The organism is Castellaniella sp. GW247-6E4 (assembly GCF_040276065.1).
GTDB lineage: Bacteria > Pseudomonadota > Gammaproteobacteria > Burkholderiales > Burkholderiaceae_B > Castellaniella.
Genome location: NZ_JBELOI010000001.1, coordinates 239,807 through 265,528, shown reverse-complemented (window position 1 = coordinate 265,528; position 25,722 = coordinate 239,807). Strand labels below are relative to the sequence as shown.

Below are 25,722 nucleotides of genomic sequence, written 5' to 3'. Positions count from 1 at the left end.
ATTGGAACGCGGACGCCCCATGCTGTACGACCTGCACGAACTACAACGCTCATTCCTGGCACCCCTGGCCGCTTTCACCGACACCAGTTCACAGTTATTTTCCAACCCCTACAGTCCCCTGGCCTATACGCCGCTCTCGCGCCAGTTCGCCGCCGCCTACGAGCTGGTGCACCGCCTGGGCAAGGACTACGAAAAGCCTGCCTGGAACATCTCCAGCGTCAAAACGGGCGTCCACACCGTCCCGGTCATCGAGGAGATCTCGCTCTCGCGGCCATTCTGCCGCCTGGTCCGCTTTCGCCGCGAGACGCGCCGTCACGATCCGCGGGTGCTGCTGGTCGCCCCGCTCTCGGGCCACCACGCAACGCTGCTGCGCGACACCGCGCGCGCGCTCCTGTCCGAGCATGACGTCTATGTGACCGACTGGCTCGACGCCCGCATGGTCCCGGCCTCGGAGGGCACATTCGGCCTGGATGACTATGTGCGCTACATCCAGGACTTCATCCGCCACCTGGGCCCCGACGTCCACGTGGTCTCGGTCTGCCAGCCCACGGTCCCGGTGCTCGCGGCGGTGTCCCTGCTCGCGAGCGAAGAGGCCACCTGTCAGCCACGCTCCATGACGATGATGGGCGGCCCGATCGACTGCCGCAAATCCCCGACCCAAGTCAACCGGCTGGCCACGACCAAGCCCTACGCGTGGTTCGAGGACAACCTCATCCACCGGGTGCCCGCGCGCTACCCCGGTGCCGGCCGCAAGGTCTATCCGGGATTCCTCCAGCATGCGGGCTTTGTGGCCATGAACCCCGACCGCCACCTGCGCTCCCACCACGACTACTACCTGCATCTGCTGCGAGGCGACGACAGCGATGCCGAGGCCCACCGCCGCTTCTACGACGAATACAACGCGGTGCTCGACATGCCGGCCCAGTTCTACCTCGACACCATCCGCACGGTGTTCCAGGAATTCCAGCTCCCGCGGGGCAACTGGTTCGTCGACGGCCAGCGCGTCGATCCCGCCGCCATCCGCCGCACCGCCCTGCTGACGGTCGAGGGTGCGCTCGACGATATCTCCGGCGAAGGCCAGACCCACGCCGCCCACGACCTGTGCCGCTCGCTGCCCCGATCCATGCGGCAAGCCTACACGGCCGCCGAATGTGGCCACTACGGGATTTTCTCGGGGCGGCGCTGGCGCGAGCAGATCTGTCCTAAAATCTCGGCATTCATCCGTTCACACTAGTCGGGTCCGCCGACCTCAACCACGCCAGCGCCAGGCGGCGCGCGGCGTGCTCCCGCGCATGCCCTCTCTCGCCGACGCCATCGATGCCCTCCTGCCACAGACGCAATGCATGCAATGCGGCTATGCGGGCTGCCGCCCGTATGCCGAAGCGATCGCGGCGGGCGAGGCCGATCTCAACCGCTGCCCCCCGGGCGGCCCGCGGACCATCGCCGCGCTGGCGGCACTGCTCGAGCGCCCCGAACGGGCGCTGGATCCGGCCGTCGGCACACACCAGCCTTTCCGCATCGCCCTGATCGATGAAGAACACTGCATCGGCTGCACACTGTGCATCCAGGCCTGTCCGGTGGACGCCATCGTCGGCGCCAACCAGTTGATGCATACGGTGCTCGAAGGGGATTGCACCGGCTGCGAGCGCTGCGTCGCGCCCTGCCCGGTCGATTGCATCACGATGGTGCCCGCCGACCGGGCCTGGGGCTCCGAGGACGCCCGCCACGCAAGAACGCGCTACCAAGCGCGCAATACCCGGTTGCTGCGCCGCCACGACGAGTCCGCCGGACCCGCCGCCCGCACCCTGTCCAACAAGCCCGCCCTGGCCGCACCCGCCGGCGACGAGGCCAAACATGCACGCATCGCCCAGGCGCTCGCCCAGGCGCGCGCCCGCCGCTCATGAACCAAAACTCCCGTCGAGAAATTTTTCGCCGTTTCCAGGCGGCCAACCCTGAACCCCGCACCGAGCTGGAATACGGCAGCACGTTCCAGCTCCTGATCGCAGTCATCCTCTCGGCGCAGGCCACCGACCGGTCGGTGAATCTGGCCACGCGCGGTTTCTTTCCCGAGCACGGAACGCCGCAAGGGCTGCTCGCGCTGGGCGAGGACGGCCTGGCCGAGGCCATCCGCACGATCGGCCTGTACAAGACCAAGGCGCGCAACGTGATTCGCACCTGCGAACTCCTGCTGGCCTGCCACGGCGGCCAGGTCCCGGACACTCGCGAGGCGCTCGAGGCCCTGCCGGGCGTGGGCCGCAAGACGGCCAACGTGATTCTCAACACCGCCTTCCGGCAACCGGCCATGGCGGTGGACACACATATCTTTCGCGTCGCCAACCGCACAGGCCTGGCACCAGGCAAGACGGTGCTGGCCGTCGAGCGGGCCCTGCTCAAGCGCGTGCCCGCCGAGTATCTGCTCGACGCCCACCACTGGCTGATCCTGCACGGCCGCTACGTCTGCGTCGCGCGCACACCCAAGTGCCCGCAATGCGGCATCCGGGATTTGTGCGAGTACACGCACAAGACCCAGCCGAACGGCAAGCCCTGACGCAAGGGACACCATGTAAAACCCGGATAGCGCTTCAAAGGTCAAAGATCGATACTGAAGCACAATCACATCGACGGGGAACGCATCCACATGGGCGGCCACATACTCGAGACCCGGGGGCTGAGCAAGGCCTTTCGCGGCTTTGTCGCAGTCGACGATGTGAACCTGCAAGTACGCCAGGGGCATATCCACGCCCTGATCGGCCCCAATGGGGCGGGCAAGACCACGTGCTTCAACCTGCTGACCAAGTTTCTCGAGCCCACCTCGGGCCAGATTTTCTATGATGGCGCCGAGATCACCCGCGACCGCCCGGCCCAAATCGCGCGCAAGGGCATCATCCGCTCCTTCCAGATCTCGGCCGTCTTTCCCCAGCTCTCTGTGCTCGAGAACGTGCACATCGCCCTGCAGCGCGCGCTGGGGCAATCATTCCATTTCTGGCGCAGCGACCGTGGCCTGGACCGCCTGAACGGGCGCGCGCGCGAACTGCTCGACGAGGTCGGTCTGGCCGGCCTGGCCGACGAGCAGACCGTGAACCTGCCCTACGGGCGCAAGCGCGCCCTCGAAATCGCCACCACCCTGGCGATGGAGCCGCGCCTGATGCTGCTCGACGAGCCCACCCAGGGCATGGGCCACGAGGACGTCGCACGCGTCACCCAGCTCATCAAACAGGTGAGTGTCGGGCGCACCATCCTGATGGTCGAACACAATATGAATGTGGTCTCGTCCATCGCCGACCGCATCACCGTACTGGCGCGCGGCGCGGTGCTGGCCGAGGGCGATTACGCGGCGATATCCCGCGACCCGGCGGTCATGCAGGCCTATATGGGCACAACCCAGGGCGAACTCGAAGGAGCTCACGGATGACTGCGGCGCTTGAAATCTCCGGCCTGCACGCCTGGTACGGCGAGTCCCATGTGCTGCACGGGGTGGACATGCGCGTCGAGCCGGGCGAGGTGGTGACCCTGCTCGGGCGCAACGGGGCCGGGCGCACGAGCACGCTGCGTGCGATCCTGGGGCTGACGGGCAGCCGCAAGGGCTCGATTCGCATCCGCGGCACCGAATCGATCCACCTGCCGACCTATCGCATCGCGCACCTGGGCATCGGCTATTGCCCCGAAGAGCGCGGCATCTTTGCCTCGCTCTCGTGCGAGGAGAACCTGCTGCTGCCCCCGACGGTGGGCGAGACGCTGGGCGGGGGGATGTCGCTGGCCGAGATCTACGACATGTTCCCCAATCTCGAAGAGCGTCGCCATTCTCCGGGCACGCGCCTGTCGGGCGGCGAGCAGCAGATGCTGGCGGTGGCGCGCATCCTGCGCACCGGCGCGAACCTGCTGCTGCTCGACGAGATCTCCGAGGGGCTGGCGCCGGTGATCGTGCAGGCGCTCGCGCGCATGATCACCGCGCTCAAGGCCAAGGGCTACACGATCGTCATGGTCGAGCAGAACTTCCATTTTGCCGCGCCCCTGGCCGACCAGTTCTACGTCATGGAGCACGGCCAGATCGTCGAGCGGTTCAAGGCCGCGCAGCTCGACGAAAAGCGGCAAATTCTGGACAACCTGCTCGGCGTCTGAGATCCATTCAGCCGGCTCGCCGGCAACACTAAGAGACCACCCCATGAAATTGCGTACGCTATCGACCGCTTTGACCCTCGCCGGCCTCGGGCTGGCGATGAACGTCCACGCGGCCGGCATTTCCGACGACGTGATCCGCATCGGCTTCATCGCCGACATGTCCGGCGTCTACGCCGACATCGACGGCAACGCGGGGGCCGACGCCATCCGCATGGCGATCGCCGACATGGGTGGCGAGATCAACGGCAAGAAGATCGAGCTGTTGACCGCCGACCACCAGAACAAGGCCGACATCGCCTCGGCGCGCGCGCGCGAATGGTTCGGGTAGACCTCGAGCGCCGTCTTGGCGGGCGGCACCCATCGCCTCGGCGCGCGCGCGCGAATGGTTCGACCAGCAGAACCTCGACATGCTGATCGGCGGCACCAACTCCGCCACGGCCCTGGCCATGGCCGCCGTCGCCGCCGAAAAGAAAAAACCCTTTATGGCCGTCGGACCGGGTTCCTCCGCCCTGACCAACGCCCAGTGCACACCCTATACCGTGCACTATGCCTACAACACCATCGCGCTGGCCAACGGCACCGGCTCAGCCGTGGTCAGCGAAGGCGGCAAGACCTGGTATTTCCTGACTGCCGACTACGCCTTCGGCCACTCGCTCGAACAAGACACCTCCAAGGTCGTCGAGGCCAACGGCGGCAAGGTCCTGGGCGCGGTGCGCGCGCCGATCGCCACCACAGACTTCTCGTCCTTCCTGCTGCAGGCGCAGTCATCCGGCGCCCAGGTCCTGGGCCTGGCCAACGCCGGCGGCGACTTCATCAATTCCGTCAAGGCCGCCAAGGAATTCGGCATCACCAACTCGATGAAGCTCGCCGGCCTGCTGGTGTTCATCAACGACGTCCACGCCCTGGGCCTGGAGAATACCGCCGGCCTGTACCTGACCACGGCCTGGTACTGGAATCAGGACGACGACTCGCGCGCCTGGTCCAAGCGCTTCTTCGACCAGCACAAGCGCGCGCCGTCCTTCCTGCAGGCGGGTGATTACTCGGTGGCCAAGACCTACCTCGAGGCCGTCAAGGCCACGGGCACGGACGACGGCGACGCCATCATGACGCACTTGAAGTCCATCGAGATCAACGATATGTTCATGAAAAAAGGCCACATTCGCGCAGATGGCCTGACCATGCACGACATGTACCTGGCCCAGGTCAAGACCCCCGACCAGTCCAAGGCACCCTGGGACTACTACAACATCGTCAAGACCCTGCCGGCCGAGGCCGTCTACGGGCCGCTATCCTCGTCCACCTGCCCCTTGCTGAAGAAGTAAGCTCCGCGCGGCGCGCCGCGCCCATGCTCCCGCGACCGGGCGCACGGGCGGGCGCATGACCGACCCGCCCCGACCCCTTCCGGCCGCATCCTTATGACACTACTTTTCGGCGTACCCATACAGGCCCTGCTGGGCCAGTTGCTGCTGGGCCTGGTCAATGGCTCGTTCTATGCCGTGCTCTCGCTGGGCCTGGCGGTGATCTTCGGCCTGCTGAACATCATTAACTTCGCCCACGGCGCGCTCTACATGCTGGGCGCCTTCGTCGCCTGGATGGGGCTGCAGTACCTGGGCCTGAACTACTGGGTAATGCTGCTGGCCGCGCCCATCGTCGTGGGGCTGTTCGGCATTGTGCTCGAGCGCCTGCTGCTGCGCCACCTCTACAAGCTCGATCACCTCTACGGACTACTGCTCACCTTCGGCCTGACCCTGCTGATCGAGGGCCTGTTTCGCAGCATCTTCGGCGTCTCAGGCCAGCCCTATGCCACCCCGAAGCTGCTGGCGGGGGGTGTCAACCTGGGCTTCATGTACCTGCCTATCTACCGTGCGCGGGTGGTCGTCGCCTCCATCCTGGCGTGCCTGCTGACCTGGTTCGTGATCGAGAAAACCCGCCTGGGCGCGCTGCTGCGCGCCGGCACCGAGAACCCAAAGCTTGTCGAGGCCTTCGGCGTGAACGTGCCGCTGATGATCTCGCTGACCTTCGGCTTTGGCGTGGGCCTGGCCGGTTTCGCCGGCGTGCTCGCCGCCCCCATCCTGCAGGTCTCGCCCCTGATGGGCTCGAACCTGATCATCGTGGTCTTTGCCGTGGTGGTGATCGGCGGCATGGGCTCGATCCTGGGGTCGATCCTCACCGGCCTGGGCCTGGGCGTGATCGAGGGCTTCACCAAGGTTTTCTGGCCCGAGGCCTCCAGCACCGTGGTGTTCATCATCATGGTGATCGTGCTCTTGCTGCGCCCGGCCGGGCTGTTCGGGAAGGAATCATGAATCGACAAGTGCTTGCCTACGGCGCAGCCCTCGTGCTGATCGCCGCGCTGCCCGCCCTGGGCGGCTACCCGATCTTCCTCATGAAGGTCATGTGCTATGCGCTGTTTGCCTGCGCCTTCAACCTGCTGCTGGGCTACACCGGGCTGCTGTCATTCGGGCACGCCGCCTTCCTGGGGCTGGCGGCCTACGCCTGCGGCCAGGCGCTGGCCGTCTGGGGCTGGCCCACGGGGGCGGGGCTGTTGTTTGGCACCGCCGCGGCCGCGCTGCTGGGGCTGCTCTTTGGGCTGCTCTCGATCCGGCGCAGCGGCATCTACTTTGCCATGATCACCCTGGCGCTGGCGCAGATGCTGTTCTTCTACTTCCTGCAGGCGCCGTTTACCGGCGGCGAGGACGGGCTGCAGGGCATCCCGCGCGGCACCCTGCTGGGCCTGGACCTCCGCCAGGACCTCCACCTGTACTACGTGGTGATGGCGATCTTCGTCATCGGCTACGCCATCATCTGGCGCGCCGTGCACTCGCCCTTCGGGCAGGCCCTCAAGGCGATCCGCGAGAACGAGCCGCGCATGGTCTCGCTGGGCTATGACACCGACCGCTTCAAGCTGCTGGCCTTCGTGCTCTCGGCCACGCTCTCGGGGCTGGCCGGCGCGACCAAGGCGCTGGTGTTCGTCTCGGCCACGCTCTCGGACGCCACCTGGCAGATGTCGGGCATGGTGATCCTGATGACGCTGATCGGCGGCATGGGCACGCTCACCGGCCCGGTGCTGGGCGCCGTGATCGTGGTGGCCCTGGAGAACAAGGTCGGCGAGCTCGGGCGCTTCCTGATGCAGCAAACCGGCATCGAATGGTTCCGTATCCTGGGCGAATCGGTGACCATCGTGATCGGGCTGATCTTCATCCTGTGCGTGATGGCCTTTCGCCGCGGCATCGTCGGCGAATGGCTGCACCGGCGCGCCCGGCGCCCCGCCCACGCTAGTGAGACTGCGCCCGGCGCCCCAGCCCCAGATAACTCTCGATGACCCGCGGATGGCCGGCCAACTCGCCGGCCGGGCCTTCGAGGACCAGGTCGCCGGTCTCGAGTACGTAGCCGTAGTCGGCCACGCGCAGCGCCGCCCTGGCATTTTGCTCGACCAGCAGGATCGAGACGCCCGTGCTGCGCAGACGCGCGATGGTCTGGAAGATCTCGCGCACGATGCGCGGCGCCAGGCCCAGGCTGGGCTCGTCGAGCATCAACAGACGTGGCTGCGCCATGAGCGCGCGACCCACGGCCAACATCTGGCGCTCGCCGCCCGAGAGCGTGCCCGCCTGCTGGCGCGCGCGCTCGCGCAGACGGGGAAACAGCTCGAACACCTGGTCCAGGGTCTCGCGCCAGCCCCGCACCCCGGCCTGGTAGAGCCTGAAGCCGCCCAGCAGCAGATTGTCCTCGACCGACATGCTGCCGAACAGTTCCCGGCGCTCGGGCACCAGCGACATGCCCTGCCCGACCTTGCGCTCGATGGCCCAGTCGTGGACCGCATGCCCGAGGAAATCCACCGAGCCGCGACTGTGGCCGCCAGCCGGCAAGGCACCCATGATGGCGTTCAACAGCGTGGATTTTCCCGCCCCATTGCCGCCGATGACCGTGACGATCCGGCTGGCACCCACGCGAATCGACAGCTCGCTGAGGGCCGCGACCTTGCCGTAGTGGGCGGACAGGCCGCGCACGACGAGCACGTCGGCCGCGTCCGGCGCGGAGGTTGTCTGGGGGCTCATGCGCGCACCTCGGCCGCGGCCGGCTCGTCATCCCAGTCGCCCAGGTACGCCTCGAGCACGGCCGGATCACGCTGGACGTCCTCGGGCCGGCCCTCGGCCAGCCGGGTGCCGAAATCCATCACCAGGAGGTGGTCGGTCAGGTTCATCACGAAATCCATATCATGCTCGACCAGCAGCATGCTCATGCCCTCGCCGCGCAAGCGGTCGAGCACCTCGGCGAGATCCTGTTTTTCCTTGTAGCGCAGGCCGGCGGCCGGCTCGTCGAGCATCAGCAGCACCGGGTCGCAGGCCAGTGCCCGGGCGATCTCGAGGATGCGCTGGCGGCCCAGGGGCAGGTTGCCCGCGAGCTCGTGCATATGCTCGCCCAGCCCCACCCGCCGCAACTGTTCGGCCGCCTCGCGCAGCAACGAGGCCTCGCTGGCGCGTTCGGCATGCAGGGCGGCGGCCACCACGCCGGCGCGGCTGCGCAAGTGCGCGCCCAGGGCCACATTCTCGAGCACCGACATGTCCGGCATGATCTGCACGTGCTGGAAGCTGCGGGCGATGCCCATGCGCGCAATCTCGTGCGCCGGACGGCCGTCGATGCGCCGGCCCATGAACAGGACCTCGCCGCCCGACAGCGGCGTGACGCCGCTGATCAGGTTGAAGGTCGTGCTCTTGCCCGCGCCGTTGGGGCCGATCAGGCCCATGATCTCGCCGGCGCGCAGCTCGAAACTGATATCGTTGACGGCGACCAGCCCACCAAAGGTCTTGCGGATTCCCGCCACCCGCAGCACGGACTCGCCCGCCGCGGGCCGCCCGCGCCGCGCAAGCGGACGCGCCGCCTCGAGGACCTCGACGGCCACAGCGCGCGATTCACCGCGTCCGCCCAGGCGCCTCCACGCCGCCGCCAGCGCCGGCCAGACGCCGTCGCGCGCGTGCTGCAGCACCAGCACCATCAAGACGCCGAACACCAGCAGCTCGACGTTGACCGAAGTGCCGACCAGCCCGGGCAACACGTTTTGCAATTGATCCTTGACGATCAGCACCACCGCGGTGCCCACGACCGCGCCCCAGACGCTGCCCATGCCGCCGACGACCGCCATGAACAGGTACTCGATGCCATAGCCCAGGCCAAAAGGGCTGGGACTGACGGCGCGCTGCATGTGCGCGTACAGCCACCCCGAGAGGCCGCCCAGCAGCGCCGCATAGACGAATATGACGACCTTGTAGTGCGCCAGATCCACGCCGAAGGATTCGGCCATCGAGCCGCTGCGCAAGGACCGGATGGCGCGGCCGGAGCGCGAGTGCAGCAGGTTGTGGGTTGCCCACATCGCCAGCAGCAGCAGGATCCAGATCAAGTAGTACATGCGCTCGCCGGGCCCCAGCGACCAGCCCAGCAGAGAAATCGCCGGAATGCCGGCGATGCCGTCGTAGCGCCCGAGGAAATCCAGGTTGCCATACAGATAATAGAGGGCCAGACACCAGGCCAGCGTGCACAGGGGCAGGAAATGCCCGGACAGGCGCAAGGTGATCGCGCCGAGCACATAGGCCACCAGCACCGTGAGCGCCAGGCCGGCCACCAGGCCCACCCAGGGCGAGAGGCCCGCCGTGGTGCTCAGCCAGGCGGTGGCATAGGCGCCCAGGCCCACGAACGCCGACTGGCCAAAGGACGTCAGCCCGCCCACCCCGGTCAGCAGCACCAGCCCGAGCACCACCAGGCTGTAGAGCCCGATGTAGTTCATCTGGGTGATCCAGAACACCGGCAAGCCCGGAATCAGCGGAAGCGCCGCCAGCAGAACGAGGATGCCGGCCAGCAGGTGGCGGGTGCGCATCCTCATTCCTCCTCATCCACGTGCGCGGCGCCCAGCGAGCGCCACAGCAGCACGGGGATGATCAAGGTGAAGACGATGGCCTCCTTGAAGGGGCTGGCCCAGAACGACGAGAACGCCTCGAGAACGCCGACGAACAGGGCACCGAATGCGGCGACCGGATAGCTGATCAGGCCGCCGAAGATCGCGGCCACGAAACCCTTGAGGCCGATCAGGAAGCCCGTGTCGTAATAGATGGTCGTGATGGCCGCGATCAGCATGCCCGAGAGCGCGCCGATCGCCGCCGCCAGCGTGAAGGTCAGCTTGCCGGCGACGCTGGTGCGGATGCCCACCAGGCGCGCCCCGCGGCGGTTCACCGCGGTTGCGCGCAAGGCACGGCCATAGAGGGTGCGACCAAAGAACAACCACAGGCCGACGATGAGGATCGCGCAGGTGGCCAGCACCGCGAAAGTCTGCGCCGTCCAGGCGACCGGCCCCATCTGCACGCTGCCCTCGACCAGAGGCGGCGTGCGCCAGCCCTCGGCTCCAAAGAACACCAGGCCCAGGCCGGTGAAGGCGAAATGCACGGCGATCGAAACGATGAGCAGCACCAGCACGCTGGCCTGCTCGACGGGCTGGTACACCAGACGGTAGATCATCGGCCCCAGGGGGATGACCAACGCCAGCGAGAACAGCACCCGCAGCCACAGGGGCGTGCCTTCGGCGGCGGCCACGGGCGCCAGGCCGTAGAGTGCGCCCGGCAGCGCCAGGGACCAGACGGCGGAGCGCACGAGGCCGCTCCAGTCCCGGCCGCGCCAGGCCGCCGCCAGTTCGACGACGAAGACCAGCGCGCCCAGCAGCATCAGCAGGTAGACCGTGCCCGGGATCCTGCCGTTGGACAAGAAGGCCAGGGTGAGCGCGCCGAAGGTGACGAACTCGCCCTGCGGGATGAAGATCACCCGGGTCACCACGAACACCAGCACCAGGGCCAGACCCAACAAGGCATAGATGGCGCCATTCATGACGCCATCCTGCAGCAGGATCAAGGCAATGGTGAGGTCCATCTACAACTCGTGACGCCGGAAGCCGGGGCCTACAGATCGGGCTGATAAGTCCATTTGCCGCCGACGACCTTGACCATCACCCGGCCGCGTTCGTCCAGGCCCGCGTGCTCGGTGGGGCTCATATTGAACACCCCCTGCGAGGCGGGCAGCTCGTGGACCTGCTCAAGCGCGCCGCGCAGCGCCGCGCGAAACTCGGGCGTGCCGGGCTTGGCACCGGATTTCAGCGCCTCGGGAATCGCCCGCTCGATCAATTTGCCGGCATCCCACATATGGCCGCCAAAGGTATTGATGGTCCCCGCGCCGTACTTGTCCTCGTAGGCCTTCTTGTAGACCAGCGCGCTTTGCTTGACCGGATGGCTGTCGGGCAACTGGTCGGCCACCAGCAGCGGCCCGGCCGGTAGGATCATGCCCTCGCAGTCCTTGCCGCAGACGCGCAGCACATCATTATTGGCCGCGCCATGGGTTTGGTAGATGGTGCCCTTGTAGCCCCGGTTGACCAACTCGCGCTGCGGCAGCGCCACGGGCGTGCCCGAGGCGGCGATCAGGATACCGTCGGGACTGGCCGAGAGCAGCTTGAGGATCTGGCCGGTGACGCTCGTGTCGGCGCGCGCGAAGCGCTCGTCGCCGAGGACCTGGATCCCCTTGGCCTTGGCCGCGGCTGACATTTCCTGGAACCAGCCGTCGCCGTAGGCGTCGCTAAAGCCGATGAAACCCAGGGTCTTGACGCCCTGCTTGACCATGGCGTCGGCCAGGGCGCGCGCCATCAGCGCATCGTTCTGCGGGGTCTTGAAGACCCACTTGCGGGGGCCATCGACCGGCTCGACCAGCTTGGCGCTGGCGGCCACGCTGATCATGGGCGTGCCAGTCTCGGCGGCGACGTCGGACATAGCCAGCGAGGCGGGTGTCACCGAGGTGCCGAGCACCACGTCCACGCCGTCGTCGGCAGTGAACTTGCGGATGTTCTTGACCGCCTGGGTGGTGTCGGTTGCATCGTCCAGCACAATGTACTGCACCGCCTGCCCGCCGATCTCTGTGGGAAGCAGGGCCACGGTATCGCGCTCGGGAATGCCCAGCGAGGCGGCGGGGCCAGTCGCCGACACCGTGACGCCGACCTTGATCTGCGCCGACGAGGCCAGGGGCAGCGTGGCCAGCAGGGCGCCGGCGCACAGGGTGAGCCCGATCGTTTTGGTGAATTTCATGAATGTCTCCGTCCGATTGGCATGGGTTGAGCAATCCAGGCCGGGCAATCGCCGCGGCCGCGGCAATAAAGATGCAGCCGGGCGCCATAATAACTCAGGTAGACGCAATTCGTTGCTATATATGCCCTTATTGCATGGCCCGCGCAGGACTGCGGCCGCTCTCAAAGTCGATTAAGATAGATTGTTTACCGCAAGATCGCGGGTATGGATGTGGAGTATGGACGTGGACAAGGTCTCCCGCACCGAGGCGCAGTGGCGCACCCGGCTCAGCCCTGAGGAATTCGCGGTCACCCGGCTCAAGCACACTGAACGGCCCTTCACCGGACGCTATTGGGACACCCGCCAGGCCGGCACCTATTATTGCGTGTGCTGCGGCACGCCGCTGTTTGCCTCCGACACCAAGTTCGATGCGGGCTGCGGCTGGCCCAGCTATTTCCAGCCCATCGATCCGGCCCATGTGCGCGAGGAACACGACACCAGCCACGGCATGGCGCGCACCGAAATTCTCTGCAACGTCTGCGACGCCCACCTCGGCCACGTCTTTCCCGACGGCCCGCCTCCCACGGGCCTGCGCTACTGCATCAACTCCCTGTCCCTGCGCTTCGCACCGACCGAATGAAAAAGTTCCTGTTCGACCTGTTCCCGCTGATCCTGTTCTTCCTGGCGTTCAAGTTCGCGGATATCTTCACGGCCACGGCGGTGGCCATGATCGCCGCAGTCGCACAGATCGCGTGGCTGAAGGCGACCGGGCGGGCCATCGAGGCCACCCACTGGATCAACCTCACCGTCATCATCGTATTCGGCGGCGCAACCCTGCTGCTGCACGACGATACCTTCATCAAATGGAAGCCCACGGTGCTGTACTGGCTGTTCGGCGCGATCCTGCTGGGTGCGCGCCTGGTCTTCGGGCGCAACCTGATGCGCAAGCTCATGGGCGAAAAAATCGCCCTGCCCGACGGCGCCTGGAGCCGCCTCAACGACAGCTGGGCGCTGTTCTTCATCGCCTCGGGCGCGCTCAACCTGTACGTGGCCTTCTCGGGCCGTTTCACCGAGGCGCAATGGGTCAATTTCAAGGTCTTCGGCCTCATGGCCCTGCTGCTGGTCTTCGCCGTGGGCCAATCTATCTGGCTTGGACGCCACATCCAGTCCGAGGCCCCCGGGCGCGACGACGCATGAGCCACGATCCGCTCCAGGCCCTCATCACCGAGCGCCTCGCCACGCTCGACCCGGTCGTGCTCGAAATCCACGACGAATCCCACCTGCACGTGGGCCACGCCGGCGCCCAGGGCGGGGCACGGCACTTTCGCGTGCGGATCGTGTCCAAACGCTTCGAGGGCATCGGCACGCTGGCCTGTCACCGCCTTGTGTATGATTGCGTGCGCGACCTGATGCCCCACCCCATCCACGCGCTGGCCATCACGGCCGGCACCACTCAAACCGAAGGACACCCATGAAACGACTCGCCGCTCTGGCCATCGCCTGCACCCTGACCCTGCCGGTCCACGCCAAGGACATCGCCAAGGTCAACGGCCAGGCCATCACGCAGGAACACTATGACCAGTTCGTCAGCCTGCTGATCGCCCAAGGCGCACAGGACACCCCGCAATTGCGCGCCCAGGTGAAAAAGGAGATGATCAACCGCCTGGTGGCCGTCCAGGCCGCCAAGAAGGCCGGCCTCGAAAAGGATCCGACGGTGCGCCAGGAAACCGAGCTCGCCACCCAGGGCATCCTGGTGCGCGCCCTGATGACCAAGTACCTGAACGACAACCCCATCACCGAAGAGACGCTGCGCAAGGACTACGACGCGATCAAGGCCGAGCAGGGCCAGCGCCAGGAATACAAGCTGCGGCACATCCTGGTCAAGGACGAGCAACAGGCCGTGGCGCTGACCAAGGCGATCAAGTCCGGCAAGACCACCTTCGAGGCGGCCGCGAAAAAGGACTCCATCGACACCGGCAGCGGCAAGAACGGCGGCGAGCTCGGCTGGGGCCCCTCCAGCAACTACGTGCCTGAATTCGCCCAGGCGGTCGAGTCCATGAAAAAAGGCCAGCTCAGCGAAAAGCCCGTGCAGACGCAGTTCGGCTGGCATGTCATCCAGGTCGAGGACGTCCGTCCGATCACCTTCCCGCCCTTTGACGAGGTCAAACCCCAGCTCGAGGAAATGCAGCGTCAGCAGGCCCTGGCCGCGTACCAGGCCGACCTGATCAAGAACGCCAAGATCGAGGAATCGGCCGACTGAGGCCCCCCGCGATCCGGCCTCCTCCCGGAGGCCGGGATTGCCGTCACGCCGGCGGACCGCCGGCGCGCGGCGCCGACAACAGGGCCTTGAGCCCGTCCTCGTCGAGGATGGGCACTCCCAGTTCGGCCGCCTTGGCGAGCTTGCTGCCGGCCTCATCGCCGGCGACCACCCAGGCCGTCTTGCGCGACACCGATCCGCTGACTTTGCCCCCGGCCGCGAGAATCATGCGGGTCGCCTCGTCGCGCGACAGGCTGGGCAGCGTGCCCGTCAACACCACCGTCTTGCCCGCCAGGGGCTTCTCGCCCACCGGCACGGCCTCGGCCACAGGCTCCACGCCCGCCGCCCGCAGATCGGCGATCACCTCGCGGTTATGCGCCTCGGAAAAGAACCGCCGGATCGAGGCCGCAACCACGGGACCGACCTCAGGCACCACCAGCAGCTCGTCCTCGGAGGCCGCCACGATGGCGTCGATTGAACCGAAATGCCGTGCGAGGTCGCGCGCCGTGGTCTCGCCCACATGGCGGATGCCCAGGGCGTAGAGCAGCCGCGAAAGCGGCGGGCGACGGCTCTGGCCAATCGCCTCGACGAGGTTCGCCGCCGATTTGAGCCCCATGCGGGGATAGGTGGAGAGCTCCAGCTCGCCCAGGGAATACAGGTCGGCCAGAGTGTGTACCCGGCCGCTGTCGACGAGCTGTTCGATCAGCTTGTCGCCCAGGCCTTCGATGTCCAGCGCCTTGCGGCTGGCCGCGTACCACAAGGTCTGCTTGCGCTGCGCCGGACAGAACAGGCCGGCCGTGCAGCGCGTGATCGCCTCGCCTTCGGGACGCTCGACAGCCGACCCGCAGACCGGGCAGGCCGGGTACATCGTCCCCATGTCGAACACCACCTCGGCGCCGGTGCGCAAGGCCTCTACCGGGCCGACGATTTCGGGGATCACGTCGCCCGCGCGCCGCACCACTACCATATCGCCAATGCGCACGTCCTTGCGCCGGATCTCGTCCTCGTTGTGCAGCGTGGCGTTGGTGACGGTCACCCCGCCCACGAAGACCGGACGCAAGCGGCCCACCGGCGTCAAGGCGCCGGTGCGCCCCACCTGTACGTCGATGCCCTCGAGCCGAGTGGTTTCCTCTTGGGCCGGAAATTTGTGGGCGATGGCAAAGCGCGGCGCCCGCGCGACAAAACCGAGGACCTCCTGGGACTTGAGATCATCGACCTTGTACACCACCCCATCGATGTCATAGGGCAGCGTGGCGCGCGCCGCGCCGATGTCGGCATAAAAGGCCAGCAGGCCGGCCGCTCCGCGGCACGGCCTGCGCCCCGGGCTGACCGGAAGGCCCAGCGCACCCAGCCAGTCGAGCATCGCTCCATGGCGCCCATGCGGCAAAACCTCGCGACCCGCCTCGTCCAGAACCTGTCCCCAGCCGTAGGCAAAGAACCGCAGGGGGCGGGTCGCCGTGATCCGGGGATCGAGCTGGCGCAGGCTGCCCGCGGCGGCATTGCGGGGATTGACGAACGTCTTGTCCCCGTGCGCGGCCTGCGCCTGGTTCATGCGATCGAAATCGGCGCGCGTCATCAGCACCTCGCCGCGCACCTCGAGTACGGCGGGCACGTCCGGCCCGCGCAGGCGCAGCGGCACCGAACGCAGCGTGCGGGCATTGGCGGTGATGTCCTCACCCACCTGGCCATCGCCGCGCGTCGCAGCCAGGACGAGCCGCCCGTCCTCGTAGCGCAGGCTCACCGCCACGCCATCGAACTTGTATTCCGCGACATACTCCACCACACCCTGCGGCAGCAGACCCGCTTCGCGCAGGGTGCCGGCCACGCGCTCGTCGAAGGCCTCGATGTCCTGGGGCTCGAATGCGTTGCCCAGCGACAGCATCCGCACCGCGTGGCGCACGGTGCCAAAGGCGTCCAGCGGCGCGGCGCCGACGCGCTGGCTGGGCGAATCAGCGGTCACCCACTCGGGATGTGCAGCCTCGAGCTCGAGGAGATCGGCCATCAGCCGATCGTATTCCGCATCCGACACCGTCGGCGCGTCCTCGACGTAATAGCGCCGGTTATGTTCGGCGATCTGTTCACGCAGCGCCGACAGCCTCTGCCGGGCGTCGCCGGCGGCCGGGCTCACGAGAACACCCGCGCCGCCCGCTCCGTCCCTGCGAGGAAACCCGCCTTGTCGAGCTGATCGTACAAGCCGCTGATCTGGCGGTCGATGGCCGGAGCGGCGCTATCGGACAGCGTGCGGCCCTGGTCGTCCAGCAGGCTGGCCCCGAGCCGGGCCGCGAGGTCGCGCCCCACCGCCATCATGCGGCTGAACGCCTCGTCGTCGGGCACGCTGTTGGGAACGTCCAGGACTAGGTCGACACGGTGATGAGCCTGCTCGACCGCCTCGGACGCTCCCTCCTCGAACTGCATGACGAAGCGTGGCAGGCCATTCTCGGCCATCCAGGCCCAGCGCTCGCCGTGGGGCAGGAAGCCGACGCCGGTCGCCATCTCGACGATCGCCTGGCGACTGCGGGCCTGCGACAGCTGCAAGATGAGGCCGACCTGGGCGTCCATCTCGGCGCAGCGCGCATCCAGCGCCTGCGCCCGGGCCAGGGCCGCCTCCTGTTCGGGGGCCTCGATGACGCCATCGAAGCGCTCGGCCAGGTTCTGGGCCAGGGTCCACAAGTGCGACCACTCGATGTCCGTCAGCGGGCCGCTGCGATTGGCGAGCACCACGGCAAGCTGCATCGAGACGTAGCTTTCGCCCTCGCGCAGGCGGGCGCGGTGGCCGCCGCTGTCGGTCTCGGCAAAGATGCGCACCGGTTTGCGCCCCACCCGGGCCACCGATTGCAGCGCACCTGCCAGGGTCTCACCCGGCACCGGATGCCCGAAAGCGATGTCGATCACCGCCTCGCAGGTCTCGTCGGCCTCGGCCGCGTCATCGCTGCCGCCGGCCGGCGTCGGGTGCTCGCCCGCCCAGATACCGGGCTCGCGCCGCGCGGGCGCATCCTGCATCAGGGGGTCGCGCTCGCCCTCCGGAAAACGCGCCTGCATGCTGCGCCGCACACGCCAATCCTGCCACCAGTTGTACAAGACGACGGCGGCGATCAGGACCAGCCCTATCGAAATCAGCAGAATCTGCAAGTCACTCATAAAGACCTCGTCTCATGCCCCGTTGGCTCAAACAGGCTCCCCGGCCCATTGCAGCGCGGAATCCATATCCACCGCAACAATACGCGAAACCCCCTGCTCCTGCATGGTGACTCCCACGAGCTGGCGCGCCATCTGCATGGCGATCTTGTTGTGGGAAATGAACAGGAACTGCGTCTGGCCGCTCATGCTGCGCACCAGGTTGGCGTAGCGCTCGGTATTGGCGTCGTCCAGCGGCGCATCCACCTCGTCGAGCAGACAGAACGGCGCGGGATTGAGCTTGAACAGAGCGAACACCAGCGCCGTGGCCGTCAGGGCCTTTTCCCCGCCCGAGAGCAGGTGGATGCTGCTGTTGCGCTTGCCCGGCGGCTGTGCCATGACCTGCACGCCCGCATCCAGAATTTCGTCACCCGTCATGGACAGGCGCGCCTCGCCGCCGCCGAACAGGCGCGGGAACAGGTCGCCGAAATGCTCGTTGACGGTATCAAACGTCTGCTGCAGCAGCTCGCGGGTCTCGCGGTCGATCTTGCGAATCGCATTCTCGAGGGTGTCGATGGCCGCCAGCAAATCGCTTTGCTGCGCATCCAGGAAACCCTTGCGCTCGCGCGCGGCGCCGAGCTCATCGAGCGCGGCCAGGTTGACGGGGCCCAGGGCCTCGACCTGGCGCGAAATGCGCTGCACCTCGGATTGCAGCCAGCCGATGCGGGTCCATTCGGCGGCCTGTTCATCGATGTGGCGGCGCAGAGCCGCGCGGTCGACCTGGCGCTCGTCGAGTTGCTCGGCGTACTGTTCGACCGACAGGCGCGCGGCCTGCTCCTGCAACTGTAGTTCCGTCACGCGGGCGCGCAAGGGATCGAGCGAGCGCTCGAGCGTCAGGCGGCCTTCGTCGGCCTCGCGCAAGTCGCCGGCGACCTCGTCTTGGCGCAGGCGCGCCAGCCGCAAAGCCTCCTCGCACTCGGCCCGCGCCTCGAGCGCATCCTGCAATCCGGCCTGCGCCACCGACTCGTCCAGCTCGAACAGCTCGCCCTGCAGCGACTCGAGCTCGGTGCCCGAGCGCCGGGCCTGCTCGGCGGCGAGTTGCAGGGTCCGGTTCAGTTCGTCGAGGCGGTGGCCGAGGCTGCGCGCCGCGTACTCGGCCTCCTGAGCGGCGCGCTCGCGCTCGCGGACCTCCTGGCGCGACTGCTCGGCGCGGCGCGCCAGGTCCTCCGCCCCGAACTCGGCTTCGGAGTACAGCTCTTGTTGCTGCGCCAGGGACTCGTCCAGGGCCTGGAAACGCTCCTCGGCCTCATCGCGGCGTCCGGCCGCCACGGCTTGCTGGCTGGCGATCTCGTCGAGGTCGCGGCCGATGCGCCGCGCGTGCTCATCGGATTGGGCGGCCTGCTGCGCCAGGCGGTTGTGCTGAATCTCGGCCTCGTGCAGGGCGCGCACCAGTTCGGCAATGCGCTGGCGGGCCGGGCCGAGCTCCTGCGCCACCTGGCGACAGGCCGCATCCGCGCGCGCATGCGCGTCCAGCGCCTCGTCGGCGATCAATTGCGCCGCGCGCACCTCGCGCAGCAGATTATCGATCTGCTGCTGGCGTGCGAGCATGCCGGACTGCTCGGAATCGGCCGCATAGAATCTGACACTATGGGCATCGACCCGATGGCCGGCACGCACCACCCAGCACGCGCCCCAGGGCAATTCCTCGCGCCTGGCCAGGGCCTGTGCCAGATCCTCGCTGGCATAGGCATGACGCAGCCAGACGCCGAGCACGGCATGCACCTCGGGGGCCTGGGTGCGCACCAAGTCCAGCAGCGGCCGCGCGCCCGCGGGCGCCTGCGGCGGCGCCGAGGCGGCGGGCGCCTGATAAAAGGCCAGGCGCGCGGGCGGCGCATCCGCGGCAAAGGCCCGGGCGATGTCCAGATGGCGCAGGCCCAGGGCATTCATGCGTTCGTGCAACACCGCCTCAAAGGCCGATTCCCAGCCGGCCTCGACCTGGAGTTTCTGCCAGAGGCGGCTCATCCCGGAGAGCTCCTGGCGCTGCAGCCAAGGCTCGAGGGCATCCTCGGATTGTATTTTTTCCTGCAGGGCGATCAGGGCCTGGCGCCGCGCATCGAGTTTTTCGAGCGCCAGGCGGGCGCCCTGGCTCGCCTGCAAGGCACCGGCGCGCTCGTCTTCGAGGGCCGGCAGGCGTTCCTCGAGGGCGACGAGGACATCCTGCGCCTCCTCGAGCTTGGCCTGCGCCACGGCGCATTCCCCCTCGAGGCGGTCGACCTCGGCCGGATCGGGCGCGCCCAGGGCCGCGCGCTCGGCCTCGAGCCGGGTGCGCCGCTCGTCCAGCGCGCGCCACTGTCCATCGGCGTCGCGCTGTGTCTGGGCGGCCAGCGCGAGATCTTGCTCGATTCGCGACAGGGCCGCGCGCAGCTCGTCGCGCCGCCCCGCCACCGCGCGCAATTCGGCATCCAACTGCGGCAGACGCGCCTGGCTTTCGTCGGCCTGGACGGCCAGCGTCTCGGCGCGCGCCGCAGCCTCCTCGATCTGCCCCTGGACCTCTTCGATGGCGCCCTGGCAATGGCCCTGCTGATCGCCCCATTCCTGCATCTGCGTCTGCAACTGGGCCCGGCGGGCCTGCAGGCGATGGCGGGCATCGACCACATGGCGGATCTCGGCCTCGAGGCGGCTGACCAGGGCGCCGGCCTCGAACACCCGGCCCTGCGCCTGATGCACCGCGTCGTTGGCCTCGAAATGGCCGGCGCGCCGCGCCTCGAGATCGGCCTCGAGGGCGCGCAGCCGGGCGACGGCCTCCTCGAAGGCGGCCTGGGCCTGCTCGATCCTGACCGCGATGTCCTGCCGGGAGGCGCTCGCCGCCGCCTCGCGCAGCAGCCACAGCGCATGCTGCTTGAGCTCGCCTTCCTCTTGCAGACCGCGGTAGGCCCCGGCCACCTCGGCCTGAGATTCGAGCTTTTCGAGCTGGCCGGACAATTCGCGCAGAATGTCCTCCAGGCGGGTGAGGTTCTCGCGCGTGTCCGAGAGACGGTTCTCGGTTTCGCGCCGCCGCTCTTTGTAGCGCGAGACGCCGGCGGCCTCTTCGAGGTAAACCCGCAGTTCTTCGGGCCGGGCCTCGATCAGGCGATTGATCATCCCCTGGCCAATAATGGCGTAGCCGCGCGCGCCCAGGCCCGTGCCGAGAAAGATATCGTGGATGTCGCGGCGCCGCACTTGCTGGTTGTTGACGAAATAGCTGCTCGCCCCGTCGCGCGTCAGCACGCGGCGCACCGCGATCTCGGCGAAGCTCGACCACTGGCCGGCCGCACGGCCCTCGCCATTGTCGAAGACCAGCTCGACGGACGCGCGGGCGGCGGGCTTGCGCTGGCCCGATCCATTGAAGATCACGTCCTGCATCGAGGCGCCGCGCAGCTCGGAGGCCTTGGTCTCGCCCAGCACCCAGCGCACCGCATCGATGATGTTGGATTTTCCGCAGCCGTTGGGCCCCACCACGCCGACCAGTTCACTGGGCGTGGGGATCACCGTCGGATCCACGAAGGACTTGAAACCGGCGAGTTTGATCTGGGTCAGGCGCACGTTACAGGGTTGTCCGGAGGCAGACTGGGTTCTGGGCGATCGACAATTGCCGTCATTGTATGTATTTCACGGCGTACGGGGGCTGCGTTCATCCGCAATCGGTGAACGTATGATAGCGTACCGAGGGCCCCGATTCGATGCGCTCCGGCACGGAAGGCCGATGATTCTTTTCCTATCCACCGGCCGTCAACGGCTATACTGCACCACATTCCAAAATCACATTTTGTGACTGATCCGCCTATCACACCCCACCCACAACCGGGACCGCGCATTGAATAAAGGCTTCTATCTGGTGATGGCCGCGCAGGCATTGTCTTCCGTGGCGGACAATGCGTTGTTGATAGCGGCCATCGCCTTGATTGCCCAGCTCAGCGGCCCCGAGTGGATGGCGCCCATGATGAAATGGTGGTTCGCGCTGGCCTACGTGGTGCTCGCCGCCTTCGTCGGCGCCTTCGCCGATTCGTTCCCCAAAGGCCGGGTGATGTTCTCGACCAACGCCCTCAAGACCCTGGGCTGCGTGTTGATGTTCAGCTATAACCACCTGCTGCAGGGCCCCGAGCACCAGCTCCTCTTGATTTTCGTGTCCTACACCATCGTGGGCATCGGCGCGGCGGCCTATTCCCCGGCAAAATACGGCATTGTCACGGAAATGCTGCCCCCCGATCTGCTGGTCAAGGGCAATAGCTGGATCGAGGGCCTGACCGTGCTGTCGGTGATCGTCGGCACGGTGCTGGGCGGGGTGCTGATCAGCCCGACGGTATCGGCGCACCTCATGGCCCACCCCTGGGTGCAAGCCGCGGCGGGCAACGCGGCACAGGGCGCCATCCTAGTGATCGGGCTGGTGTACATTGCCGCGGCCTTGTGCAACCTGCTGATTCCGGACACCCATGCCTATTATCCCAAGCAGCAAACCCATCCGATCCGCCTGATCCGCAGTTTCGGCACCTATGTGCGGATTCTCTGGGGCGACAAGCTCGGCCAGATCTCGCTGGCGGTCACCACGCTGTTCTGGGGCGCGGGGGCGACCCTGCAGTTCATCGTCATCGAATGGGGCGCCCAGCATCTGGGCTACCGCCTGGACCAGGCGTCGATCCTGATGGGCGTGGCGGCGTTGGGCACGGTGGCGGGTTCGATACTCGCCGGACGCGTGCCCCTGCGCAAAGCGCTCTCGGTGCTGCCGGTGGGCGTCATCATGGGCCTGGTGGTCCTGCTGATGCCGGCCGTCCAGGCGACCTGGGCGGTCTACGGTCTGCTGCTGCTGATCGGCGCCCTGTCGGGATTCTTCGTCGTCCCCATGAACGCTCTGCTGCAGCACCGGGGTCACGTCCTGCTGTCGGCGGGACACTCGATCGCCGTCCAGAACTTCAACGAACAGCTCAACATTCTGCTGATGCTCGCCCTCTACAGCCTGATGCTCTGGATGGGGCTGCCCATCAATGTGGTGATCATGATCTTCGGCCTGCTGGTGGCGGGCCTCATGCTGGCCTTCATTCGCTGGAACATGCTGAACCACCGGGCCAATCCGGGCCTGACCGGCCTCATCGGCCAGCATGGCCACGGCACCGCCCTGCACTGACGAGATTCAGGCCCGCCGTGCAGGATCCCGCGCGGCGCGCGCCAGGGCCAGCAGGTCCATCCACGCCTGCGCCTTGTACACAGGCCGCACCAGCAGGGACGCCGGATGATGAGTCACCCAGAGAGGGATGGTCGAGCCATCGGACAAGGTGTAGGCGTGCTCGTGGCCGCGCAGGTCCTCGAGCGCGGCGCGCGTCTCCAGCAGCGCCCGGGCCGCCAGCCGCCCCAGGACGAGGATGTGACGAGGCCGCAAGAGCTCAATCTGGCGACGCAGATGCGGCAGGCAGGCCGCAACCTCGGCCACCTGGGCCATCCGCCCGCCCGTCGGCCGGCATTTCAGCACATTGGTCAGATAGGCCGAATCCGCATCCGGCACGCGCGCGCCGGCCAGCATCGCGCGCAGCAGGCTGCCCGCCGGCCCCTCGAAAGGCCGACCCGCGGCATCGTCGGCGGCCCCCGGCATTTCACCCACGATCAGGTATTCGGGAGATTGCGTCCTCCCGGCGCCCGGCACCGCGCGCGTGCGGCCGGCGTGCAGGCCGCACGCCTGGCAAGCCAGAATCGCCTCATCGAGCGCCTCCAGGCTGGCACCGGCGTCGGCCGGCGGCGCGGGCGGGCGTTCCACGGGGGGCGTCTGCTGACCGCCGAGAGCAGGCCTGGGCGCCGAGGGCGCCTCGGCGCCCAGCAGGCCGAGCCACTGCGGATCGACACCGATCTCGGTCAGCCAGGCCGCCTGTAGCGAACTGATCGGGGGGCTCATGCGGCCACCAGATGGAGCGTCATGATCCAGCCATCCTCGCGCTCGCCATGGGCGGACGGATAATAGCCCTTGCGCGTGCCGACATGGCGGAAGCCGAACTTGCGATAAAACCCGACCGCCCGCACATTGCTGGGGCGCACCTCGAGGGTCAGGGCGCCAAAGCCCGCCGCGCGGCAATGGTCCAGACAGACGCGCAGCAGGCGCGAACCCACCCCCTGGCCCTGGTCGTTGGGACGCACGCCGATCACCAGCAGGTGCGCCATGTCGGGCGCCTCCATCAGCAGGGCGAAGCCCTGCATTCCGCCCATCCGTCGCAGCACCCAGCCCTTGTAGCCGGCGGCCAGGCCGTCGGCAAAATTGCCTCGTGTCCAGGGAAAGGACTGGACCCGCCGCTCAATCGCCGCGACCTCGTCCAGATCGCTCTCGGCCATGCGATGCAAGGTCCAGGCACCGCCGACGGCCTGGGGATTGCCGCCCAGGCCATCGGCGCGTTCGCGGGTGGTATAGGCCACCTTGTCGCGAACGTAGGCGGGCGCCGCCGCCTCCGCGGGCAACGTGCGCCCGGCATCCCAGTCGTGCGCGGCCAGGCGCGCGATCGTCGTGGCCTGCGCCCGGGCGCCGGCGGCATCGGTCGGCGCCACGATTTCGAACCCCAGGGCCCGCAGCGCCGCATCCAGCTCTGGGAACGCCGCCAACGCATCACCATGGACGCGGTGCGCGCCGCCGCCCCATCCCGGGGCCTCGCGTTCCAGCCAAATGGGTACGTCGGCCACGCCCAGCAGCGTGGGCGCCTGCAGCGTCCACCATCCGTGCCCGCCGCCGCGGCGATACACGGCTGCATACACCTCGTGCATGCGCGCATCCTGCAGGACGACGTGCACGCCATCAGTCCCGGCGCCGCCCTGCAGCGCAATGGCCCGCATCGAGTCCACCGGAATCACAGGCAACCCCAGGGCGACGGCCAGGCCCTGGGCCACGCCGCAGGCGACCCGCAGACCGGTGAAACCGCCCGGCCCCTGGCCGAAGGCCACGGCCGATAAATCCTCGCGCCGCACCCCCGCTTCGGCCAGCAAGTCCCCGGCCAGGGGCAGGATGCGCCCGGCATGCTCGCCGCGGCCCTCATGCTGGCCGCCGCGCAGGTGCAGGCGCCCATCGGTGCGCGACAGCAAGGCCACGCCGCACAAATTGCTTGATGTTTCAAACGCCAGGATGTGAAAATCGCTCATGTCGTTCCAATTTCCAATGCATTCATTTTAAATGAGAGGGTCCGTTCGCGGCATCGGCTCATCCCCGCCCCGCCAACGGCACGACCCGCCCTGCCAACCCGCCGCGATGTTCAACCAAACGCGTAAGATGTAAATTGTTGTGATAAGCGCTGGTGCGGCTTTCCTGAGCCTGTTACATTTTCGCCATGAACACGCAAAATCAGACTCTTACCCGCAAGATCCTCATCGTCGACGACGATCCCAGACTGCGCGACCTGCTGCGGCGCTACCTGACCGAGCAGGGCTTCAACGTCTACGTGGCCGAGGACGCCAAGGAAATGGCCAAACTCTGGCAGCGCGAGCACTTCGACCTGCTGGTGCTGGACCTCATGCTGCCGGGCGAGGACGGCCTGTCCATCTGCCGGCGCCTGCGAGGCAACCACGACAACACCCCCATCATCATGCTCACGGCCAAGGCCGAGGAAATCGACCGCATCGTGGGTCTCGAGATGGGTGCCGATGACTATCTGACCAAGCCCTTCAACCCGCGCGAGCTCCTCGCCCGCGTGAACGCGATCCTGCGCCGCCGCGGCACCGAAGAGCACCCGGGCGCGCCCAGCCAGGAAAACGAATCGGTCGAGTTCGGCCCCTACGTCCTCAACCTGTCCACCCGCACCCTGACGCGCAATCACGAGGTCGTGCCCATCACCACGGGCGAATTCTCAGTGCTCAAGGTCTTTGCCCGCCATCCCAAGGTCCCGCTCTCGCGCGACAAGCTCATGGAACTGGCGCGCGGCCGGGAATACGAAGCCTTCGACCGCAGCCTGGACGTCCAGATCTCTCGGCTGCGCAAACTGATAGAACCCAATCCGTCCAAGCCAGTCTTCATCCAAACCGTCTGGGGCCTGGGCTACGTCTTCGTTCCCGACGGCGGCCAATAGGGCCCTGTCCCACCCGGCCAGCCGGACGGCACGCCGGCCGGGTGTGGCGCAACGCGGTCGCGCGTGCCGGCAAGCCCTGACGCGC

General features: G+C 67.5%; 22 protein-coding genes and 1 pseudogene. 14 read left to right on the top strand and 9 right to left on the bottom strand.

Annotation, left to right across the window (positions count from 1 at the left end):
* The first annotated feature begins 19 nt into the window (after positions 1 to 19).
* The 8 genes and pseudogenes from ABS761_RS01205 to ABS761_RS01170 all read left to right on the top strand — a co-directional run bounded on the left by ABS761_RS01205 (position 20) and on the right by ABS761_RS01170 (position 7,438).
* Positions 20 to 1,234: a polyhydroxyalkanoate depolymerase gene (locus ABS761_RS01205; protein ID WP_350406113.1), complete on the top strand. Its 1,215-nt coding sequence runs from the start codon at positions 20 to 22 to the stop codon at positions 1,232 to 1,234.
* A 58-nt stretch (positions 1,235 to 1,292) separates the two neighbouring features.
* Positions 1,293 to 1,904, top strand: a complete 612-nt coding sequence (locus tag ABS761_RS01200) for an RnfABCDGE type electron transport complex subunit B (RefSeq protein WP_350406112.1) — start codon at positions 1,293 to 1,295, stop codon at positions 1,902 to 1,904.
* Entirely contained in the window at positions 1,901 to 2,548 is a 648-nt protein-coding gene (gene nth, locus ABS761_RS01195; protein WP_350406110.1) for an endonuclease III, read from the top strand. Before ABS761_RS01200 ends, nth begins: the two co-directional genes overlap by 4 nt.
* 90 nt (positions 2,549 to 2,638) lie before the next feature.
* Entirely contained in the window at positions 2,639 to 3,412 is a 774-nt protein-coding gene (locus ABS761_RS01190; RefSeq protein ID WP_350406109.1) for an ABC transporter ATP-binding protein, read from the top strand.
* The gene (locus ABS761_RS01185; RefSeq protein ID WP_350406108.1) at positions 3,409 to 4,119 is read left to right on the top strand and encodes an ABC transporter ATP-binding protein; all 711 of its coding nucleotides are present in this window, start codon (positions 3,409 to 3,411) and stop codon (positions 4,117 to 4,119) included. The genes ABS761_RS01190 and ABS761_RS01185 overlap by 4 nt, the downstream gene beginning before the upstream one ends.
* A gap of 43 nt (positions 4,120 to 4,162) precedes the next feature.
* Positions 4,163 to 5,441: pseudogene (locus tag ABS761_RS01180) on the top strand (ABC transporter substrate-binding protein).
* Between the two features lie 93 nt (positions 5,442 to 5,534).
* Positions 5,535 to 6,422: a branched-chain amino acid ABC transporter permease gene (locus ABS761_RS01175; RefSeq protein ID WP_350406107.1), complete on the top strand. Its 888-nt coding sequence runs from the start codon at positions 5,535 to 5,537 to the stop codon at positions 6,420 to 6,422.
* Positions 6,419 to 7,438: a branched-chain amino acid ABC transporter permease gene (locus ABS761_RS01170; RefSeq protein WP_350406105.1), complete on the top strand. Its 1,020-nt coding sequence runs from the start codon at positions 6,419 to 6,421 to the stop codon at positions 7,436 to 7,438. The genes ABS761_RS01175 and ABS761_RS01170 overlap by 4 nt, the downstream gene beginning before the upstream one ends.
* Here ABS761_RS01170 and ABS761_RS01165 read toward each other — a convergent pair.
* The 4 genes from ABS761_RS01165 to ABS761_RS01150 are packed head-to-tail and all read right to left on the bottom strand — an operon-like array spanning position 7,392 to position 12,224.
* Positions 7,392 to 8,171, bottom strand: a complete 780-nt coding sequence (locus ABS761_RS01165) for an ABC transporter ATP-binding protein (RefSeq protein WP_350406103.1) — start codon at positions 8,169 to 8,171, stop codon at positions 7,392 to 7,394. The two genes, ABS761_RS01170 and ABS761_RS01165, sit on opposite strands and share 47 nt — an antisense overlap.
* Positions 8,168 to 9,985, bottom strand: a complete 1,818-nt coding sequence (locus ABS761_RS01160; RefSeq protein ID WP_350406102.1) for a branched-chain amino acid ABC transporter ATP-binding protein/permease — start codon at positions 9,983 to 9,985, stop codon at positions 8,168 to 8,170. Before ABS761_RS01160 ends, ABS761_RS01165 begins: the two co-directional genes overlap by 4 nt.
* Positions 9,986 to 9,987: 2 nt before the next feature.
* Positions 9,988 to 11,025: a branched-chain amino acid ABC transporter permease gene (locus tag ABS761_RS01155; protein ID WP_350406100.1), complete on the bottom strand. Its 1,038-nt coding sequence runs from the start codon at positions 11,023 to 11,025 to the stop codon at positions 9,988 to 9,990.
* A 29-nt stretch (positions 11,026 to 11,054) separates the two neighbouring features.
* Positions 11,055 to 12,224 carry an ABC transporter substrate-binding protein gene (locus ABS761_RS01150; RefSeq protein WP_350406099.1) on the bottom strand — a complete coding sequence of 390 codons (1,170 nt, stop codon included), beginning with the start codon at positions 12,222 to 12,224 and terminating at the stop codon, positions 11,055 to 11,057.
* Between the two features lie 217 nt (positions 12,225 to 12,441).
* On the opposite strand from ABS761_RS01150, the gene msrB reads away from it, so the two are divergent.
* From msrB to ABS761_RS01130, 4 genes are read left to right on the top strand one after another with little or no spacing between them, the layout of a single operon-like run.
* Positions 12,442 to 12,843: a peptide-methionine (R)-S-oxide reductase MsrB gene (gene msrB / locus ABS761_RS01145; RefSeq protein ID WP_502881355.1), complete on the top strand. Its 402-nt coding sequence runs from the start codon at positions 12,442 to 12,444 to the stop codon at positions 12,841 to 12,843.
* Positions 12,840 to 13,400 (top strand): septation protein A, encoded by a 561-nt coding sequence (locus ABS761_RS01140; protein WP_350406096.1) that lies wholly within the window; start codon positions 12,840 to 12,842, stop codon positions 13,398 to 13,400. Before msrB ends, ABS761_RS01140 begins: the two co-directional genes overlap by 4 nt.
* Positions 13,397 to 13,678, top strand: a complete 282-nt coding sequence (locus ABS761_RS01135) for a BolA family protein (protein WP_350406094.1) — start codon at positions 13,397 to 13,399, stop codon at positions 13,676 to 13,678. The genes ABS761_RS01140 and ABS761_RS01135 overlap by 4 nt, the downstream gene beginning before the upstream one ends.
* Positions 13,675 to 14,463, top strand: coding sequence for a peptidylprolyl isomerase (locus ABS761_RS01130; protein ID WP_350406092.1), 789 nt, complete (start codon positions 13,675 to 13,677; stop codon positions 14,461 to 14,463). Before ABS761_RS01135 ends, ABS761_RS01130 begins: the two co-directional genes overlap by 4 nt.
* Before the next feature lie 43 nt (positions 14,464 to 14,506).
* On the opposite strand, the gene ligA is transcribed toward ABS761_RS01130, so the two are convergent.
* From ligA to smc, 3 genes are read right to left on the bottom strand one after another with little or no spacing between them, the layout of a single operon-like run.
* Positions 14,507 to 16,588 (bottom strand): NAD-dependent DNA ligase LigA, encoded by a 2,082-nt coding sequence (gene ligA, locus ABS761_RS01125; RefSeq protein WP_350406091.1) that lies wholly within the window; start codon positions 16,586 to 16,588, stop codon positions 14,507 to 14,509.
* Entirely contained in the window at positions 16,585 to 17,598 is a 1,014-nt protein-coding gene (locus ABS761_RS01120) for a cell division protein ZipA C-terminal FtsZ-binding domain-containing protein (protein ID WP_350406089.1), read from the bottom strand. The genes ligA and ABS761_RS01120 overlap by 4 nt, the downstream gene beginning before the upstream one ends.
* A gap of 27 nt (positions 17,599 to 17,625) precedes the next feature.
* A complete protein-coding gene (gene smc, locus ABS761_RS01115) occupies positions 17,626 to 21,156 on the bottom strand; it encodes a chromosome segregation protein SMC (protein ID WP_350406088.1) in 3,531 nt (1,176 codons plus the stop codon).
* Positions 21,157 to 21,427: 271 nt separating this feature from the next.
* Between smc and lplT the strand changes: the two genes are divergently transcribed.
* The gene (gene lplT, locus ABS761_RS01110; protein WP_350406086.1) at positions 21,428 to 22,732 is read left to right on the top strand and encodes a lysophospholipid transporter LplT; all 1,305 of its coding nucleotides are present in this window, start codon (positions 21,428 to 21,430) and stop codon (positions 22,730 to 22,732) included.
* A gap of 6 nt (positions 22,733 to 22,738) precedes the next feature.
* Here lplT and ABS761_RS01105 read toward each other — a convergent pair whose 3' ends face one another.
* Both ABS761_RS01105 and tsaB read right to left on the bottom strand, forming a co-directional pair.
* Positions 22,739 to 23,491, bottom strand: a complete 753-nt coding sequence (locus ABS761_RS01105; protein WP_350406084.1) for a uracil-DNA glycosylase — start codon at positions 23,489 to 23,491, stop codon at positions 22,739 to 22,741.
* Positions 23,488 to 24,717: a tRNA (adenosine(37)-N6)-threonylcarbamoyltransferase complex dimerization subunit type 1 TsaB gene (gene tsaB / locus ABS761_RS01100; RefSeq protein ID WP_350406083.1), complete on the bottom strand. Its 1,230-nt coding sequence runs from the start codon at positions 24,715 to 24,717 to the stop codon at positions 23,488 to 23,490. Before tsaB ends, ABS761_RS01105 begins: the two co-directional genes overlap by 4 nt.
* A gap of 185 nt (positions 24,718 to 24,902) precedes the next feature.
* On the opposite strand from tsaB, the gene ompR reads away from it, so the two are divergent.
* The gene (gene ompR / locus ABS761_RS01095) at positions 24,903 to 25,637 is read left to right on the top strand and encodes an osmolarity response regulator transcription factor OmpR (protein ID WP_350406081.1); all 735 of its coding nucleotides are present in this window, start codon (positions 24,903 to 24,905) and stop codon (positions 25,635 to 25,637) included.
* Positions 25,638 to 25,722 lie beyond the last annotated feature (85 nt).

Coding starts and splice junctions, on each gene's coding strand:
- ABS761_RS01200 (WP_350406112.1), top strand. CDS start 1,293: ATGCCCTCTCTCGCCGACGCCATCGATGCCCTCCTGCCACAGACGCAA.
- ABS761_RS01130 (WP_350406092.1), top strand. CDS start 13,675: ATGAAACGACTCGCCGCTCTGGCCATCGCCTGCACCCTGACCCTGCCG.
- msrB (WP_502881355.1), top strand. CDS start 12,442: ATGGACGTGGACAAGGTCTCCCGCACCGAGGCGCAGTGGCGCACCCGG.
- ABS761_RS01120 (WP_350406089.1), bottom strand. CDS start 17,598: ATGAGTGACTTGCAGATTCTGCTGATTTCGATAGGGCTGGTCCTGATC.
- ABS761_RS01105 (WP_350406084.1), bottom strand. CDS start 23,491: ATGAGCCCCCCGATCAGTTCGCTACAGGCGGCCTGGCTGACCGAGATC.
- ompR (WP_350406081.1), top strand. CDS start 24,903: ATGAACACGCAAAATCAGACTCTTACCCGCAAGATCCTCATCGTCGAC.
- ABS761_RS01150 (WP_350406099.1), bottom strand. CDS start 12,224: ATGAAATTCACCAAAACGATCGGGCTCACCCTGTGCGCCGGCGCCCTG.
- ABS761_RS01175 (WP_350406107.1), top strand. CDS start 5,535: ATGACACTACTTTTCGGCGTACCCATACAGGCCCTGCTGGGCCAGTTG.
- ABS761_RS01185 (WP_350406108.1), top strand. CDS start 3,409: ATGACTGCGGCGCTTGAAATCTCCGGCCTGCACGCCTGGTACGGCGAG.
- ABS761_RS01165 (WP_350406103.1), bottom strand. CDS start 8,171: ATGAGCCCCCAGACAACCTCCGCGCCGGACGCGGCCGACGTGCTCGTC.
- ABS761_RS01155 (WP_350406100.1), bottom strand. CDS start 11,025: ATGGACCTCACCATTGCCTTGATCCTGCTGCAGGATGGCGTCATGAAT.
- ABS761_RS01190 (WP_350406109.1), top strand. CDS start 2,639: ATGGGCGGCCACATACTCGAGACCCGGGGGCTGAGCAAGGCCTTTCGC.
- ABS761_RS01135 (WP_350406094.1), top strand. CDS start 13,397: ATGAGCCACGATCCGCTCCAGGCCCTCATCACCGAGCGCCTCGCCACG.
- tsaB (WP_350406083.1), bottom strand. CDS start 24,717: ATGAGCGATTTTCACATCCTGGCGTTTGAAACATCAAGCAATTTGTGC.
- ABS761_RS01205 (WP_350406113.1), top strand. CDS start 20: ATGCTGTACGACCTGCACGAACTACAACGCTCATTCCTGGCACCCCTG.
- nth (WP_350406110.1), top strand. CDS start 1,901: ATGAACCAAAACTCCCGTCGAGAAATTTTTCGCCGTTTCCAGGCGGCC.
- ABS761_RS01160 (WP_350406102.1), bottom strand. CDS start 9,985: ATGCGCACCCGCCACCTGCTGGCCGGCATCCTCGTTCTGCTGGCGGCG.
- ABS761_RS01170 (WP_350406105.1), top strand. CDS start 6,419: ATGAATCGACAAGTGCTTGCCTACGGCGCAGCCCTCGTGCTGATCGCC.
- ABS761_RS01140 (WP_350406096.1), top strand. CDS start 12,840: ATGAAAAAGTTCCTGTTCGACCTGTTCCCGCTGATCCTGTTCTTCCTG.